Below are 15,774 nucleotides of genomic sequence, written 5' to 3' on the forward strand. Positions count from 1 at the left end.
ATAACGGAGAGAACCTTCGTTGGGTAGCTATGTTTTCAACATCCAGTTTTTTGGAAGCATTGTGGGTCAAGCATAGTCACGCATGGCCGTAAAAACTCATTTTTACCCTCCGGAACACGACTTTTGGGCGTTAAGGGACGAGAATGTCCGCTACATGGGCGAAAACTGCTTATTTGAGGGTGTGACGGTCAGCGTTGACCGTTAGGCTGGCTAGAGGTTGTATTTATACGTCCGATTGGGAATGCGGTTGGACTCATAGTTTCGGCATTGCAAAAGGCCGCCCCCGTCAACTATGACGTTGGGGACGGCCTTGAACATTATAGGCACAGACTCACAGCTTAGAGATACAGCTGCAACTTACAGTCAAGTCAATAGCTGCAGACTGCAGTTACAGCTTACAGCCAACAGTTGCAGACTGCAGTAACAGCTTACAGCCAACAGCTACAGCCTACTGCTTAAAGCTTACAAATAAACCGCTTTGCCGGTTTTGGAGGATTCATAAATAGCCTCCAAAATTTGAGACACAACGTAGGCTTGCTCAGGAGTAACAACAGGGTCCTTGTCCTCTTCGATGGCTTTGATCCACATTTTCATTTCCAGATCGGCCGCGCTTTCGGCTTTGCCGTCGTAGAATGCAACGCCGCCGGAGTTCAGCTCGATTTCTTTGGTGAACAGACGGCTATTTTGCTCGCCGTTAATACGCAAGCCGCCTTTCATGTCGGCTCCGCCCTCTGTGCCGGACAGCGTACATTTGGCTTCGTCCACTTCAAGCGTGTTCAGCGCCCAGCTGGACTCCAGAACGATCGTTGCGCCGTTTTCCATAACGATCATGCCAAATGCAGAATCTTCAACCGTAAATTGGGCCGGGTCCCACGGTCCCCAGGCGTTTGCTGCGTTTTGACGCTGCGACAGCTTGTGGTAGGCTGTGCCAAGCACGACCTTCGGCTTGTAGTTGTTCATCATCCAAAGAGTCAAATCAAGCGCGTGCGTACCGATATCGATCAGCGGACCGCCGCCTTGTTTTTCTTCGTCGAGGAATACGCCCCATGTTGGAACGGCGCGGCGACGGATGGCATGTGCCTTGGCATAATAGATATCGCCCAGCTCGCCGCCGTCAACAATCGCTTTCAATGCCTGGCTGTCGCCGCGGAAACGGTTGTTGTAGCCGACCGTCAGCTTTTTGCCGGTCCGTTTGGAGGCTTCCAGCATTCTCAGCGCGTCCGCTGCTGTTTTGGCCATCGGCTTTTCGCTCATGACATGTTTGCCTGCTTCCATTGCGGCAATGGAAATGTCCGCATGGGAGTCGTTAGGCGTACAAACGTGAACAATATCAATGCTTTCGTCTTTAAGCAGCTCTGTGTAATCGGTGTACACCTTTGCTCCGTCAACGCCATATTTGGCTGCAGCCTCGATAGCGCGATGCTCGATAATATCGCAGAATGCGACCATTTCTACATTAGGAACGTTTTTCAGGCTTGGCAGATGCTTGCCATTGGCGATACCGCCGCAACCTACGATGGCGACTTTAAATGTTTTGGACATGTTCAAAAACCTCCTGTATGTTCACCTTGAATTAAAAATAATGGATGCTTCGGTATTGGGATGGCGTCATGCCGTAACGCTTGCGGAATACGGCATGCAGATAGCTGCCGCTCGAAAACCCGGTTTCCCGGGCGATCTGCTCCACGGATATCTCTTCGTCGGCAAGCCTGCTGCATACGGCGGCAAGCCGGATGTCCTCCAGTATGCGGCTGAAGGAATGCCCGCCATGCAGCTCCTTGAACAAACGCTGGAGCTGGCGTCCGCTTAACCTCAGCTTTTCCGCCACATCGTCCAGCGACAAGGCGCCGCCGTAATTGGACTGCATAAATTCAAGCGCAAGCCGGTAGCGATAGGTTTTCATATCCTTGGTAGGCAAATCGTTAATTTCCGTCGCAGCGTCATAAGCACGAGCCGTGCGAAGCAAAATTTGAATGACGCTTTGCTTGATCGTGGTGTAGCTGCCTCCATAGGGAGACGTAATAGCCTCATACGCGGCGAGAAAACACGGCATTGCTCCATGTAAATCCTGCGCCGGATACAGCGGAAGATTTTCCAGCTTGCTTACGCATTGACGAGCCTCTTCCCATTCCCATTGATCCTCGGAAGCGGGGAGGAGGTGGGACGCCGTCTCCCTTTTTTCCTTGATGACGACATGAAGACATAGCTCGTCCATGTATTCGTAAGCGTCCGCTTCCTGATAATGCATGACTTCAGGGCCGGTCAGATAAAGCTGGCCTTGCTTGAGGGGGAATTCCTGCTCGCCCAAAATCACTTTGCCTTTGCCACGGGGAATATAATGAAACTCAAATTCCGCATGCTTATGAAACGGAACAATTCGTCCTGGCGGGAACTGCGTCAAATGAAACCGCAATACATGGATTTCATAAGGTCCCCAGCCGATGCGCAGATCAAGCCGCTCCAGGGCGTCGGGACGCTCTCGCATTTTGTCATAGGCAAAGGGGGCAGCCATCTTTCCATCCTCCTGAAAGTTAGCTCTGGTCATGCCAGATTTCTACTTTCTATCATAACCTTCCAAGTCGGCAATCGCAACGGAGCGGCTTTCTTTGACGGAACGGCTCGCAGCCTCCATCAGCATGGTCAGGTCGGTCGCCAATGCCACATTTTCCGCAGCTTCCGTGTTGTTGACAATATGTCCGACCCACTGGTCGAAGGCGCTTTCCCGATCCTCGGGAATAGCAACTTCCTCCCATGCCTCTCCCGTTGTGCGAAGGAGCAGCTTGCCGTCATGGGTGCTATACAGCAGGGTTCCTTTAGTGCCGTGCACCTCGATGACAAACGGGGATTGCGGATTAACAAAGCCCGCCTCCACAATGCCGATGGCGCCGCCCGCCCCCGTCAAAGTAGCGACCGCGTTATCTTCGACTTCCTTGCCCGTCACAAAACCATAGGTTGCAGATACGGAGCTTGGAAGCGCACCCAAAAAGAGTCTGGTCAGATACATGGGGTGACAGCCGAGGTCAATAAGCGCTCCGCCGCCCGTTTGCTCCGGATTGTAGAAGTGCTCTGGCAGCCAGCCAGCCGTAGCCCCGTTATGGGAGAGTCTTGAGCGCACCAATGTAATCTGGCCGAGCGTTTCCGCTTCAAGCAATTTCCGGATCGCCAGCGTGTAGCCGTGATTCAGGCGCGGCAGCGAAACCGTCAGCTTGACGCCTGCTTTTTTGACCTCGTCCAGAATATGATTGACTTCGCGCAGAGTTGGCGCGATAACCTTTTCAGTAAAAATATGTTTGCCCGCTTTTGCAGCCGCCACGATTACTTCTTCATGTCGGTTGGTTGGCGCATCGACGATAACAGCGTCGATGTCGCTGCGCGCCAGCATGTCATCCAGCGATTCGTGGAAGTCCGCTCCGAGCTTTTGTGCGGCTTCTTTGCCGCGTTCCGTGCTTTCGTCCCATACCGCAACAATTTCTGTATCGGGATGCCCCTGTGCCTGCTTGGTATAATCCCATGCGTGTACATGCCAATAGCTGATCTTGCCGATTTTAATCATGAATCAGCCTCCTTGATCTTTTGTGCTTTGGACGCCGCAATCTTTGAATTTGTGACATCACAGTAAATCTACCATATTTTCAGCCCCATTATAAGTGCGAATAAGCGACGGTTGATGTATAAGATTGCGACATTAAATTCGTGAAGGGAAGATTGGCTAAGTACTGTGCGGCTTATTCGGTCTGTGTTTCGAAAATAGTGCGTAAAAAAGCAATCCTTTTTCATAAAATTATCAACCTCCATAATGTATAATTGTGACATTGCAAAAGAGCGCGTCTCGGATTTGGCGTAAAGATTACAAAACAAGGGGGAAGAAGCATGAGTCCTATCTTGATCAAAGATTTGGATGAAGACGGCTTAATGAAGCTAAAAGATATGGATTGCGCTCCATTGCCGCAGGAACGCGATTCCATCTATATTCTGTTTTATCGTTTTTTTCGGCAAACGTGCAGAGTTGCTTATGTGCAAAACGAACTGGCCGGATTTGTGCTTGCGTTCGCCGATCAGGCCGACTCCGGCCACATCTACATTCATTATTTATTTGTAGCCAAACAGCATAGAGGCAAAGGAATTGGAGAAATGCTGCTGCAAGCTATCAGGCAATATGGAGAGGACCACGCTGTAAAAAAGATTAGTTTGATGACGAGTAACGCCGACAATGTGCGGTATTACGCCAAGTTTGGATTTGTAAGGGATGAGGTGCTGCAGCAAAAAAACAATCCCGTTTTTGATTACATGAGAGATGTAAAAAAGGCTGTTTTTCTGACATTGAGTCTTCCATCCGTTAGCTCATCCGAAGGACTTTTTGATGCATTGGCGGCCGGATGGCATTCAGGCTTGTCCGAACGAGAGATAAGCTGCGCCGAAAATCTGCTTCTTAGGCTGGATGTCCAACTGGAGCATTCGCTGTTGGATATTGGAGCGGGTACAGGCATTTTGCCATCCATTTTAAAGAAGAGAGGGATTTTTCCGCAGAAATACGTCGCGGTTGACCTGTCCTCCAATATGTTAAAAGAGCTTAGGGAGGCATTCCCGGAAGCTGAAACGCGGCATCTGGATTTTGACAGGGAGCAGAAAGCGATTGGCCTCTTTGACCTGGTTATTCTTTATAACAGCATTCCTCATTTTAAAAATCTGGATGCCGTTTTTGCCAATGCCCGCCGTAGTGTGCAGCCTGGAGGGAGATTTGTCATTGCCCACGCCCGGACGCGCCTTGCGTTGTCTGAACATCACAGGGCTATCGGCTACAGCAGTTCCCACAAGCCGATTCCAAGCGACTCCGAGTTGCTTGAGGTTTCGTCGCGGCATGGCTTTACAGACGCTTGCATCGAAGATGACGATTACTTTTATTTTTGCGTGGAAGTGAAAAAATGATGTTTTTTGCTCTCCGCGTATAATCTTGCGCTTATCGCTGCGGACGATTGCGGACAATCCAATGTTGCGCTACACTTGGGTCAAGCTCCTTAATTCGGAAGGGTGGATAAAGGTTATGAAGATGTTTCTGGACGACCATTTTTTACTAAATAGTGAAACCGCTATCAAGCTTTATCATGAATATGCAAAAGACATGCCGATTATTGATTACCACTGCCATCTCAGCCCAAAAGAAATCTACGAAAACGCCGCGTTTTCCAATCTGACGGAGGCCTGGCTGTACGGCGACCATTACAAGTGGAGAGCGCTAAGGACAAACGGAGTGAAGGAGGAGCTGGTTACCGGCGGAGAGGGCGTCACCGACTACGACCGCTTCGAAGCGTGGGCGGCAACGGTTCCCCACACGGTCGGCAATCCTTTGTATCACTGGTCGCATCTGGAGCTGCGCCGTTTTTTTGGCGTAGAGGAGATCATTAATAAAGCCAATGCTCCAATCATTTGGGAAAAGGTAAACACCAAGCTTGCGACGGGGCAATTCCGCGCGCGCGATCTTATCGCTATGTCCGACGTTGAGGTTATCTGCACAACGGACGACCCGGCGGACTCCCTGGAGTACCATCTGAAAATCAAGGAGCTGAAGGATTTCAAAACGGCTGTTTTGCCATCCTTCCGCCCCGATAAAGCGCTGGAAATCAACAGGCCGGCATTCCGCGATTGGGTTAGCAGCCTTGGCGCGGCCGCCGGTATCCCGATAACGGATTACAATGGCCTGCTTGACGCTCTTTCCTCCCGCATCCAGTTTTTCCATGAGGTTGGCTGCCGCGTATCCGACCATGCACTGGATTATGTGCCGTATGCGGAAGCAACCAGGGAGGAAGCAGCAGACATTTTTGCCCGGGCGCTTAAGGGAGAAACGGTGTCCTTGCTTGATGAGAAAAAATACAAAACATTTACGTTTCTCAGCATGGGCCGGCATTACGCACGTCTTGGCTGGATTATGCAGCTGCATATCAATGCGGCCAGAAACAATAACAGCCGCATGCTCCGTCAGCTTGGACCGGATACCGGCTTTGATGCCATCAATGATAGTCCGCTAGCCTATCCTCTGGCACGTCTGCTGGATGAGCTTGACGGAGAGGACCAGCTTCCAAAAACAATTCTGTATTCCTTGAATGCCGGAGACAATGACGTGCTTGGCGCGCTTATCGGCTGTTATCAGGGCGGAGGCGTTCCCGGCAAAATGCAGCTGGGGTCGGCCTGGTGGTTTAACGATACAAAGCTTGGCATGCTGGATCAGTTAAACGCTTTATCCAATTTGGGGCTGCTGAGCCGTTTTGTCGGCATGCTGACGGATTCGCGCAGCTTCCTTTCCTATACCCGGCATGAATATTTCCGCCGCATCCTGTGCAATCTTTTGGGCGAATGGGCCGAAAATGGTGAAGTGCCGAATGACATGGAGCTGCTGGGCGGAATGGTGCAGGATATTTCCTATCGCAATGCCAAAGCTTACTTTGGTTTTTAAAAGAGGAAAGGGACTGTGCCGCAGAAGCAGCTTTTAAGCGCAGCCTCCGAAAAAGAAGAGCCCAAGAATGTTGATTATTCAGCATTCCTGGGCTCTTACTATAAGGTCAAATTAGTTTGGGATAAGCGAGGTTCCTCGGATACAATTAGTCCAATTGTTCTGGCAGGCCGCTTTGACACATCTCTATGCAATTGGAATGATTGACTAATGTTTTAATAATCTGCGGATGAGGCTGAGCATAATTGATGAAATAATCCTTCTCTCCGTATTCTATCCGGATCGGAAATGCCAGTTTTTCCTCATCAATCAAAAGTTGAGCATTTACTCCTTCCTTATTCCCTCTTGCGTCTACTCTTATCCATTTGTCTAACTCTCTAAGGTAGATAGTATTTAAAGCATGAACGCAATACCCGTCCTCCGGTTTATCATATAAGGTTAACCTCTGATAACATATCCCTGCTGGAATATCCATTCCTCTTAAAATGGCGGCAAGCAAATGTGATTTAGCGTAGCAGATTCCATGCTTTTTTTCCAAAACCTCTGAAGCTCGTCTTGTTACTTCACTGCTCTTAATATCAAACGAGTGGTCAATCTGATCCCTGACAAATTCATAAACCGCTTTGATTCGATCCAGCTCTGTTTCTTGGTTAAATGAAGCAATGAGCTCCTGGATTAAAGGATTAGAGTAATTTATAAATTCCGATTCTTGAAGATAGGCGCTAATTGGCTCTTCGTGCTTCATAAAAAACCTCTTTTCATATCACATGTTTTCATATACCATGCCGGCTTATGAGATAAATGCGCACTTTTGCGAACAAGCCGCTCTGGCTGTTATTGCCGGAGCGGCTTGCTGCCATGCTGTTTTTAAAGATCAGGCAATGCCTGCTCCTTGTGGGGATTTGCTTGCTTCTTGAATGAAGGCGGGCGTGGGTGACGCGGTTTGCCTTCCAAGAACGGCTGCCAAAAGCTGCAGCATATCATCAACATGGGCCTGAGTCACAATGAGCGGAGGAACAAGACGAATGGTGGAAGTCCCCACCGCGTTAATGAGCAGCCCTGCTTCAAGGCAATCGGCAGCCAGCTGCTGCGCCGTACCTTCGAGCACGTCAAAACCAATCAATAGCCCGCGGCCGCGAACGTTGCTGATGGGGAGTTTGGCGGCTAACAGCTCCAGTCCCTCTTTGATATACGCCCCTTGCACTGCCGCGTTAGCAGCCAGATCCCGGTCCAGAATTTCCTGAACGACCGCAAGTCCCGCAGCCATGGACAGCGGAGCGCCCGTATAGGTGCCGCCTTGGTCGCCGGGCTGGAACAAATCGTATTTTTCTTTGGTCAGCATGGCCGACAACGGAAATCCGCCGCCAATGCCCTTTGCCAATGTTATAACATCCGGTTGAATGCCGTAGTGCTGAAAAGCAAACAACTTTCCCGTGCGTCCCATGCCGGTCTGAACTTCGTCCACTATGAGCAAAATACCGTACATATCACATATTTTGCGGAGGCCGAACAAATAAGATTCCTGAACGGCGTGTACGCCGCCTTCTCCTTGAATCAGCTCCAGCATAATAGCGCAGGTGTTGTTGGATACAGCAGCGAAGCAAGCATCCAAATCATTAAGGGGAACATGCTTGAATCCTTCGACCTTAGGCGCAAAAAGCTCCTTCCACTGCGGCTTGCCCGTGGCGGACATCGTAGCCAGCGTGCGGCCGTGGAACCCGCCGGAAACGGTAATGATTTCATAAGCGCCGTTCAGGTTGACGGCTCCATGCTTCCGCGCCAGCTTAATGGCACTTTCATTCGCCTCTGCGCCGCTGCTCCCGAAAAATGCTTTATCCATGCCGCTAATTTCGCACAGCAGCTTGGCAAATTGAATCATCGGTTTGTTCAGAAAACCGGGACTGGCGTGAACTAGCGTAGCGGATTGCTCCGCAAGCGCCCGGCTTAACGCTGCCGGCGAATGACCCAGACTGGCTACGGCCCATCCTCCGATAAAATCCAAATAGGATTTTCCCTCTGTATCCCGCATATACATGCCTTCGCCGCTCTCCATAACGACAGGAGGGCGATTGGCTGTGAACAGGAGCGATTTGTCCGCTTCATTCAGCCAGTTTTTTGTCTCTTCATTTCCAGTTTGGCACATCATATACCCCTCCGCTTCCAATTCAATAAGAATAAATATACAACATAATGTATAAAAATACAATCATCATCCATCCACTTTCAAGAATCGTTGTTTTTGTTAAATAGTCTGCTTTTTTATCAAAGACATAGGAGCAGCAATGTCATAAGATCAAGATGCGGCATGCCTATTGGAGCAGGGATTGCCCCCATGCCCGGCGGGCATCATAATGGAATGATGCAGTGTCGGCAAGCCCGTCGGGAGGTTGAGGCAAATGAATACCGAGCAATTGTATGCGCTATCTCCATTCGTCCGTTTTGTGAAAAGAGTAAAGAGCCAGCATCTGGCTGGCGAATGGCTGGATTACGATCATGTGTTTACGTATATCGAGCAGGGGGAGGCTCTTTTTATTATTGGAGGCGTCCCGCATCCGCTTAAAGAAGGCGATGCCGTACTCATTCATCCATTAATGCCGCATATTATCCGTTCCACTAGCGATGATCCGCTCATCCAGTATATTTTTCATTTTGATTGCCAATATTCAGCGGAGCGGAGCCGATGGACGGAAATCGGCTGGCAGCACAAAAGGATTTATGAAGTGCCGGAGGGCGAGGACCTGCTGGAAGCGGTATACCCGGTTTCCCGCATTCGAGCCACGGATGCGATCGAGCTAAAAAAAACCTTTTTGGCCATGCTCAAGGAATTTGAAGGCAAGCGGCCGGCGCATCAGCTGCTTTTGAAGGCGGGAGCGCTGGAGCTTATAGCTTTGTTTCTTCGTAACCAGGCAGTTCAGCCCGATGAAGAACGGGGGGCGGTTTCCAGCGGCTGGCCGATTATCGAAAAGTGCATTACCATTATGCAGGAGCAATTTTCCGATTATAAGCTGGGTAATAAAGAGATCAGCAGGAGAGCGGGCGTATCCGCAAGCCATATGTCGTATTTGTTCCAGAAGGAGCTGGGCATATCCGTTCACGCTTATTTGACGCATGTTCGCATCGAGCATGCCAAACGTTTGATTATGGAGACAGGGAACAGCCTGACGACGATTGCTGAAAAGTCCGGTTTTTCAAGCATTCATCATTTTAGCCGTATCTTCAAATCGGCGACCGGAACGACGGCAACGGCTTTTAAAGCGGGCAATGCAGGGATTCCGCGGCGTTAACCAAAAGGAGAAGATAGCGATGAACAACGACAAAATAGTGTTTGCTGCGCCTTGGCAAGTAGAGCTGAAGCAGGAGCAGCTGGAGACGGGCAATCTTCAGCCCGGTTTTGCGCTTGTTCGAAAGCGCTTTACGTTAATAAGCCCTGGCACGGAGCTGGCTTGTCTGTCAGGAGGCGAATCGTGGTTCAATATGCCGGGAACGCCGGGTTACGCCGCGGTAAGCGAAGTAATGGAGATTGGCCCTAATGATGAAGGCATCAAGGCGGGCGACTTTGTTTTCCATTACGGGCAGCATAGCCGTTACGAAATGGTTCCCGCCTCGGGCGTTTTTCTGAAAATACCGCCGGAGCTTGATATGCGCATGGCGCCTTTTTGCCGAATGGTTACGGTCGCCATGACAGCTATCCGGGTTTCCGCTATCGAGCTTGGGGATCGGGTGGCGATTACGGGCATGGGGCTGATCGGCAATATGGCTGCTCAGCTGGCCGCTTTGCAAGGCGCGAGGGTCATCGGCATTGATTTGTCGGAGCACAGGCTTTCGCTGGCCAAGGAATGCGGCGTGGAACATACGCTGCAGGCCGGAATGGGCGATTTGGCAAACGCCATCAAAAAGCTGAGCGGAGGCGCGGGCGTTTCTACATTTATTGAAGCAACCGGCGTGCCGCAGGTCGCTGTAAACAGCTTGCCCTGCATTGCGCCTTTTGGCGAGCTCATCTTTCTTGGCAGCCCGCGGGGAGAGTTCCAAACCAACGTCACAGATGTGTTTAATTATAGCCACTTGATTGGCCGAGGCTGCATTACGTTCAAAGGAGCTCATGAGTGGCGGTATCCGCTCACGCCTGATGCTTTTGTCAAGCATTCACTGGTCCGCAATACAAAAATAGCATTTGAGCTTATCGCCAGCGGCAAGCTTCGAATCGAGCCGCTTATGAGCCATACCTTGAAGCCGGAGACTGCAGCGCTGGCTTATGACGGCTTGAGGCATCGGAAGGACGAGTTCAACGGAGTTTTGTTCGACTGGTCATAGCCGGGCCTGATATGCCAGGATGAGCGGGCGGTACGTTAAGCATCAACAACAAGAAATAGAATCAGCAAGTTAAAAGTAAATAGTAGACAAAACGACGATAGGTAATGAAAGCGATACTTGGTAATGAAAGTGACGAAGGTAATGAAAGTGACGATAGGAAATAAAAAAACATTCGGGTGAGTATCAAGGATGCTGCTGACCTGAATGTTTTTTTATGTAGGGGGTTGCTTACCGGATGGTCCTGCGGCGGGTAGATTTTTTGAAATGTTTAAAATTCTCTATTTATGTTCGAAAATGTGTGTTATTATATAAACGAACATAAAATACACTTGACGGATGTACAACCTTTAAAAACATCCGGCTTTATTTTAAAGGAGGCAGTTAGGGCAATGGAAATTCGTCACACCACTAATCCAACTGATGTTAAGCAATATGATACAGAGCGCTTGCGCAAGGAATTCCTGATGGAAAATCTGTATGAAAAAGATGAGCTTAAGCTGGTTTATTCCCATTATGATCGTATGATCGTGGGCGGCGCATGGCCGGTAAGTAAGGAATTGTTGCTGGATGCCGGGGATGGACTGCGGACGGAATATTTTCTGGAGCGCAGAGAAATCGGGTTTTTGAATATCGGCGGTCCCGCATCCATTACGGTGGACGGTGAGGCATACGAGCTGGACAAGCTGGATGTGCTGTACGTCGGCAAAGGCAAGCGCGAGGTGAAGCTGGCAAGCAAGGACTCCTCCAATCCTGCCAAGCTGTATTTCTGTTCCGCGCTGGCTCACAAGGAGCTGCCAACCCGCAAAATGACCAGAGAAGAAGCCAATCCGCTTAATCTTGGCGCACAGGAAACGTCCAATGAGCGCGTATTGTATAAATATATTCATGCCGACGGCATTCAAAGCTGTCAGCTGATGCTTGGCGTAACCAGCCTTCAGACGGGTAGCGTCTGGAATACGATGCCTTCTCATGTGCATGATCGCAGAATGGAAGCTTACCTGTATTTTGATATGGCTGAAGAAACAAGAGTGTTCCATATGATGGGCGAGCCTTCGCAAACCCGGCATTTGGTTGTGGCGAACGAGCAAGCTATCCTGTCGCCGCCTTGGTCCATTCACTCCGGCGTCGGCACAAGCAATTATACGTTCTGCTGGTCGATGGCAGGCGAGAACTATACCTTTACGGATATGGACGTTGTACAGGCAAGCGAACTGAAGTAGAATGACTCCATAGAGGAAAAGCGGAGGAGGAGCTTCATGCTTGCGGCAGAACGCCATCGGAAAATTATAGAGCGGCTTGAGGAAAAAGCCGCCGTCAGGGTATCGGAGCTTAGCGAACAGTTTATGGTTACGGAAAAAACGGTTCGTGAGGATTTGGAAAAGCTGGAGGAGAAGGGGCTGTTGAAGCGTACGCACGGCGGAGCCGTATTGGCGCAGGACGGAGAAAACAGTCTCCTGCCGCTTCAGTATCCCAACATCAGGCATCAGCGGGAAAAAGCGGCGATTGCGGCAATGGCGCTGACCTGCATCGAGCCCGGAGATATTATCGTTCTGGATGCGGGCAGCTCGACTCTTGAGCTTGCGCGCCAGCTTCCTAATATGCCGGTAACCGTTATAACCAGCGATTTGCTTATCATCCGCGAGCTGACCGCCAAGGAGGAAGTCCGTCTAATTGTGCCGGGCGGCTACCGCCATCGCAATATGCTGATCGGAACGGAACCGCAGGAATGGATCAGCAGGCTGAATATTCACAAGCTGTTCCTGTCGGCGACTGGCGTGCATCTGGAGTATGGCCTGACGATTTTTACGGAGGAGCTAAGCAAGCAGAAGCGGCTTTATCTGGACAATGCCAAGGCTACCTATTGTCTGGCGGATCACAGCAAATTTGATAAAGGCGCCTTGATTACGTTCGCGGGACTGCATGAAGTTGACGCCATCATCACGGATGAAGGCATTCATTCTGAAGTTGCTGCACGTTATGAGGCAACGGGTCTTACATTGATGAAAGCGGAGCTGCCAGGGAGCGGCAAGCGCGGTAAAGGGAAGGTGTAGATTAAAATGGGTTTGTTTGATCTTACTGGCAAAGTAGCTATCGTAACCGGAGCAGGTCGCGGGCTTGGTGAAGCCATTGCCATTGGCTTGGCTCAGGCAGGCGCGGATGTTGCGCTGGTAACCAACCGGACTCCGGCTGACGAAACGGCGGGGAAAATCAGAGCGCTTGGGCGTAAAACGATTACGATTCAGGCTGACGTGGGCAACCGCGCTGCATTGCCGTCAATTGTAGAGCGAACGGTGGAGGAGCTTGGCGGCCTTGATATTCTGGCCAATAACGCCGGTATTATCCGTCGTACGCCTGCCCACGAGCATAGCTTCGAGGACTGGCAGGAAGTGATGGACGTCAACTTGAATTCCGTGTTTGTGCTTTGCCAGCTTGCGGGCAGACATATGATCGAGCAAGGCTCGGGCAAAATCATTAACGTGGCGTCCATGCTTTCCTATCAAGGCGGCATTACGGTGCCCGGCTATACCTCAAGCAAACATGCCGTTGCCGGCTTGACCAAAGCGCTGGCGAATGAGTGGGCATCCAAGGGGATTCAAGTTAACGCAATTGCTCCGGGCTATATGAGCACGGACAATACGGAGGCTCTGCGCGACGATCCGGTGCGCAGCGTTCAAATTTTGCAGCGTATCCCGGCAGGAAGATGGGGAACTTCCGAGGATTTGGTGGGTCCTGCCGTTTTCTTATCATCGGCTGCATCGGATTATATGAACGGCCATATTCTTGCCGTTGACGGCGGATGGCTGGTTAGATAATTACTTTACCTTTTAGCAACAATACTTACAGTTGAAGCTGAATGTTTATGTATGGGCATAGACGCCGACTAGTTGAATGTCGGTATATCGTAAGAAAAATTCCTTTAGGTTTTATATGTATTCAAAAGGCTGCGCGTTTTGTCTGTTTTCAGACGAACGCACAGCCTTTAGGCGGTTGATTGGAATACAAAAGCGCTTGATCCAATAGAGAAACGCGCCCATTTGTATGAAGAAACATACAAAAGCGCTTGATCCAATAGAGAAACGCGCCCGTTTATATGAAGAAACGTACAAAAGCGCTTGATCCAATAGAGAAACGCGCCCGTTTGTATGAAGAAACGTACAAAAGCGCTTGATCCAATAGAGAAACGCGCCCGTTTGTATGAAGAAACGTACAAAAGCGCTTGATCCAATAGAGAAACGCGCCCGTTTGTATGAAGAAACGTACAAAAGCGCTTGATCCAATAGAGAAACGCGCCCGTTTGTATGAAGAAACATACAAAAGCGCTTGATCCAATAGAGAAACGCGCCCATTTGTATGAAGAAACGTACAAAAGCGCTTGATCCAAGAAAGAAACACGCCCGTTTGTATGAAGAAACGTACAAAAGCGCTTGATCCAAGAAAGAAACACGCCCGTTTGTATGAAGAAGCGTACAAAAGCGCTTGATCCAATAGAGAAACGGATGATGTACAGTAGTTTGTGTACCATGATTTGGAGTCTTTCCAAACCATAAAAAAGAAGGGTATCCTCGGGAGTGACGAAACCACCAAGAAAGGACCCTTCTCAATGACTACTATACCCGAAAATATGCTTGCTAATCTATTTGAAAATGTTGTCACCCAGTTTGTAAAAGACAATCTGGAGTCCATCATGAAAGCAGAAATCAAACACTTCATGGAGGACGAGCAAGAAGGACAGCGTAATAGCCGAAACGGCTATTACAAGCGCAGTCTGCACACAAAATACGGTCTTATCGAGGATTTATCCGTACCACGTGATCGAAACAGCCACTTCCAAACGCAACTTTTCGAACCGTATCAACGGCGTGATGGTTGGCTGGAGGAGGCCGTTATTCAAATGTATAAGAGCGGAATGGGTACCCGAGATGTCGCTCGATTTATCGAAAGCATGTTTGGCAGCCACTATTCTCCAACAACAGTGAGCAACATTACAGCAACCGTACTCGAAGATATCCAACATTGGCAGGCACGGCCACTTCAGAAGCGCTACTCTGTCATTTATTTAGACGGGCTGTACATCAAGCTCAAACGTCGTACAGTGAGCGGAGAAGTGATCTACTTTGCGATGGGCATCGACGAAGACGGACGACGTCAGATCCTCGGCTTCTACGTCGGCGGCCAAGAGAGCTCGAACGGCTGGCGTGAAGTGCTGAAAGACCTGTATAACCGTGGCGCCCAGGAAGTATTGCTCGGCGTATTTGATGGCCTCCCTGGACTGGAAGAGGCCTTTCAAGAGACCTATCCCAAGGCCGATGTTCAGCACTGTATTGTCCACAAGGTTCGTGCGACCTTCCCTAAGATTCGAGTGGAGCACAAGACCGATGTTATTAACGATCTCAAGACCATTTACAATGCAGTGGACCGTGAAATGGCACTTGCTGCCTTTGATGCGGTTAAAGCCAGGTGGGGGAAGCTTTACCCCAAAGAGATGAAGTCATGGGAAAACCAACTACCGACTCTCTTGACGTTCTACACGTACCCTGCCGCCATTAAAAATGCGATCTACACCTCTAATGCCATCGAGCGCATGAACAAGGAATTTCGCAAGCGGCTCAGGCCCATGAACAGTTTGACGACCATAGATGCAGCAGAGAAAATCATTTATTTGCAATGCATCGAGTACAACGAGTTGTCCGCAGAACGCGTCAGAACGGGTTTTGGCATGCCGGAAGTGAAGCAGAAGCTTGCTGAACTGTTTGAGACACGGTACCCACAGCCCTTGGAGTAACCACTCCTGCCCATTTGGTGAGGGCCAGCCCCCATCATCTGTTTCGTCGGAAATCGTTTAATCTATCTTTCATACATGGCATCCCGTTGGATATCCTGCACTTTACACAAACTTCTTGACGCTACCGAGAAACGCGCCCGTTTGTATGAAGAAACGTTACTACTCAGGTACCACTGCAAAGGAAAAGCTATTTTTGCCTACCTGAATAAGGGATTGAAGGATTCCAAGTCCCTGT

General features: G+C 49.9%; 14 protein-coding genes. 8 read left to right on the forward strand and 6 right to left on the reverse strand.

All coding sequences use genetic code 11. The annotated features are described in order from the left end of the window. Positions 1-462: 462 nt before the first annotated feature. From A7K91_RS06370 to A7K91_RS06380, 3 genes are read right to left on the reverse strand one after another with little or no spacing between them, the layout of a single operon-like run. On the reverse strand, positions 463-1,542 hold the full coding sequence (locus A7K91_RS06370) for a Gfo/Idh/MocA family protein (RefSeq protein WP_068680844.1): 1,080 nt from the start codon (positions 1,540-1,542) through the stop codon (positions 463-465). Between the two features lie 31 nt (positions 1,543-1,573). Continuing rightward, a complete protein-coding gene (locus A7K91_RS06375; protein WP_068680846.1) occupies positions 1,574-2,512 on the reverse strand; it encodes an AraC family transcriptional regulator in 939 nt (312 codons plus the stop codon). Positions 2,513-2,554: 42 nt separating this feature from the next. Beyond that, positions 2,555-3,553, reverse strand: coding sequence for a Gfo/Idh/MocA family protein (locus tag A7K91_RS06380; protein ID WP_068680847.1), 999 nt, complete (start codon positions 3,551-3,553; stop codon positions 2,555-2,557). Between the two features lie 317 nt (positions 3,554-3,870). On the opposite strand from A7K91_RS06380, the gene A7K91_RS25965 reads away from it, so the two are divergent. Both A7K91_RS25965 and uxaC read left to right on the forward strand, forming a co-directional pair. Further along, a complete protein-coding gene (locus A7K91_RS25965; protein ID WP_082967276.1) occupies positions 3,871-4,926 on the forward strand; it encodes a GNAT family N-acetyltransferase in 1,056 nt (351 codons plus the stop codon). 115 nt (positions 4,927-5,041) lie between these two features. Beyond that, a complete protein-coding gene (gene uxaC / locus A7K91_RS06390) occupies positions 5,042-6,448 on the forward strand; it encodes a glucuronate isomerase (RefSeq protein WP_068680849.1) in 1,407 nt (468 codons plus the stop codon). A 145-nt stretch (positions 6,449-6,593) separates the two neighbouring features. Here uxaC and A7K91_RS06395 read toward each other — a convergent pair whose 3' ends face one another. Next, entirely contained in the window at positions 6,594-7,190 is a 597-nt protein-coding gene (locus tag A7K91_RS06395; RefSeq protein ID WP_068680851.1) for a transglutaminase-like domain-containing protein, read from the reverse strand. A 129-nt stretch (positions 7,191-7,319) separates the two neighbouring features. Then, on the reverse strand, positions 7,320-8,591 hold the full coding sequence (locus tag A7K91_RS06400; protein WP_082967277.1) for an aspartate aminotransferase family protein: 1,272 nt from the start codon (positions 8,589-8,591) through the stop codon (positions 7,320-7,322). Between the two features lie 250 nt (positions 8,592-8,841). Here A7K91_RS06400 and A7K91_RS06405 point away from each other — a divergent pair, with 250 nt between their 5' ends. From A7K91_RS06405 to kduD, 5 genes are all read left to right on the forward strand, one after another. Beyond that, the gene (locus A7K91_RS06405; RefSeq protein WP_068680853.1) at positions 8,842-9,729 is read left to right on the forward strand and encodes an AraC family transcriptional regulator; all 888 of its coding nucleotides are present in this window, start codon (positions 8,842-8,844) and stop codon (positions 9,727-9,729) included. Between the two features lie 19 nt (positions 9,730-9,748). After that, a complete protein-coding gene (locus A7K91_RS06410; protein WP_068680855.1) occupies positions 9,749-10,756 on the forward strand; it encodes a zinc-dependent alcohol dehydrogenase in 1,008 nt (335 codons plus the stop codon). Between the two features lie 389 nt (positions 10,757-11,145). Then, a complete protein-coding gene (gene kduI / locus A7K91_RS06415; protein WP_068680857.1) occupies positions 11,146-11,976 on the forward strand; it encodes a 5-dehydro-4-deoxy-D-glucuronate isomerase in 831 nt (276 codons plus the stop codon). 36 nt (positions 11,977-12,012) lie between these two features. Next, the gene (locus A7K91_RS06420) at positions 12,013-12,807 is read left to right on the forward strand and encodes a DeoR/GlpR family DNA-binding transcription regulator (protein WP_068680859.1); all 795 of its coding nucleotides are present in this window, start codon (positions 12,013-12,015) and stop codon (positions 12,805-12,807) included. Between the two features lie 6 nt (positions 12,808-12,813). Next, a complete protein-coding gene (kduD, locus tag A7K91_RS06425) occupies positions 12,814-13,569 on the forward strand; it encodes a 2-dehydro-3-deoxy-D-gluconate 5-dehydrogenase KduD (protein ID WP_068680860.1) in 756 nt (251 codons plus the stop codon). Between the two features lie 111 nt (positions 13,570-13,680). Here the strand turns inward: kduD and A7K91_RS26360 are convergent, their stop codons facing one another. Continuing rightward, entirely contained in the window at positions 13,681-14,190 is a 510-nt protein-coding gene (locus A7K91_RS26360) for a hypothetical protein (RefSeq protein ID WP_156739376.1), read from the reverse strand. Between the two features lie 167 nt (positions 14,191-14,357). Here A7K91_RS26360 and A7K91_RS06430 point away from each other — a divergent pair, with 167 nt between their 5' ends. Beyond that, entirely contained in the window at positions 14,358-15,539 is a 1,182-nt protein-coding gene (locus tag A7K91_RS06430) for an IS256 family transposase (protein WP_068680863.1), read from the forward strand. Positions 15,540-15,774: the final 235 nt, after the last annotated feature.

Origin of the sequence: Paenibacillus oryzae (assembly GCF_001675045.1) — a bacterium.
Lineage (GTDB): Bacteria > Bacillota > Bacilli > Paenibacillales > Paenibacillaceae > Pristimantibacillus > Pristimantibacillus oryzae.

Bases quoted from the DNA above. Each gene is read 5' to 3' on its own strand.
- A7K91_RS06370 (WP_068680844.1), bottom strand. From the start codon at position 1,542: ATGTCCAAAACATTTAAAGTCGCCATCGTAGGTTGCGGCGGTATCGCC.
- A7K91_RS06400 (WP_082967277.1), bottom strand. From the start codon at position 8,591: ATGATGTGCCAAACTGGAAATGAAGAGACAAAAAACTGGCTGAATGAA.
- A7K91_RS06430 (WP_068680863.1), top strand. From the start codon at position 14,358: ATGACTACTATACCCGAAAATATGCTTGCTAATCTATTTGAAAATGTT.
- A7K91_RS06420 (WP_068680859.1), top strand. From the start codon at position 12,013: ATGCTTGCGGCAGAACGCCATCGGAAAATTATAGAGCGGCTTGAGGAA.
- A7K91_RS06410 (WP_068680855.1), top strand. From the start codon at position 9,749: ATGAACAACGACAAAATAGTGTTTGCTGCGCCTTGGCAAGTAGAGCTG.
- uxaC (WP_068680849.1), top strand. From the start codon at position 5,042: ATGAAGATGTTTCTGGACGACCATTTTTTACTAAATAGTGAAACCGCT.
- kduI (WP_068680857.1), top strand. From the start codon at position 11,146: ATGGAAATTCGTCACACCACTAATCCAACTGATGTTAAGCAATATGAT.
- A7K91_RS06375 (WP_068680846.1), bottom strand. From the start codon at position 2,512: ATGGCTGCCCCCTTTGCCTATGACAAAATGCGAGAGCGTCCCGACGCC.
- A7K91_RS06395 (WP_068680851.1), bottom strand. From the start codon at position 7,190: ATGAAGCACGAAGAGCCAATTAGCGCCTATCTTCAAGAATCGGAATTT.
- A7K91_RS06405 (WP_068680853.1), top strand. From the start codon at position 8,842: ATGAATACCGAGCAATTGTATGCGCTATCTCCATTCGTCCGTTTTGTG.
- kduD (WP_068680860.1), top strand. From the start codon at position 12,814: ATGGGTTTGTTTGATCTTACTGGCAAAGTAGCTATCGTAACCGGAGCA.
- A7K91_RS25965 (WP_082967276.1), top strand. From the start codon at position 3,871: ATGAGTCCTATCTTGATCAAAGATTTGGATGAAGACGGCTTAATGAAG.
- A7K91_RS06380 (WP_068680847.1), bottom strand. From the start codon at position 3,553: ATGATTAAAATCGGCAAGATCAGCTATTGGCATGTACACGCATGGGAT.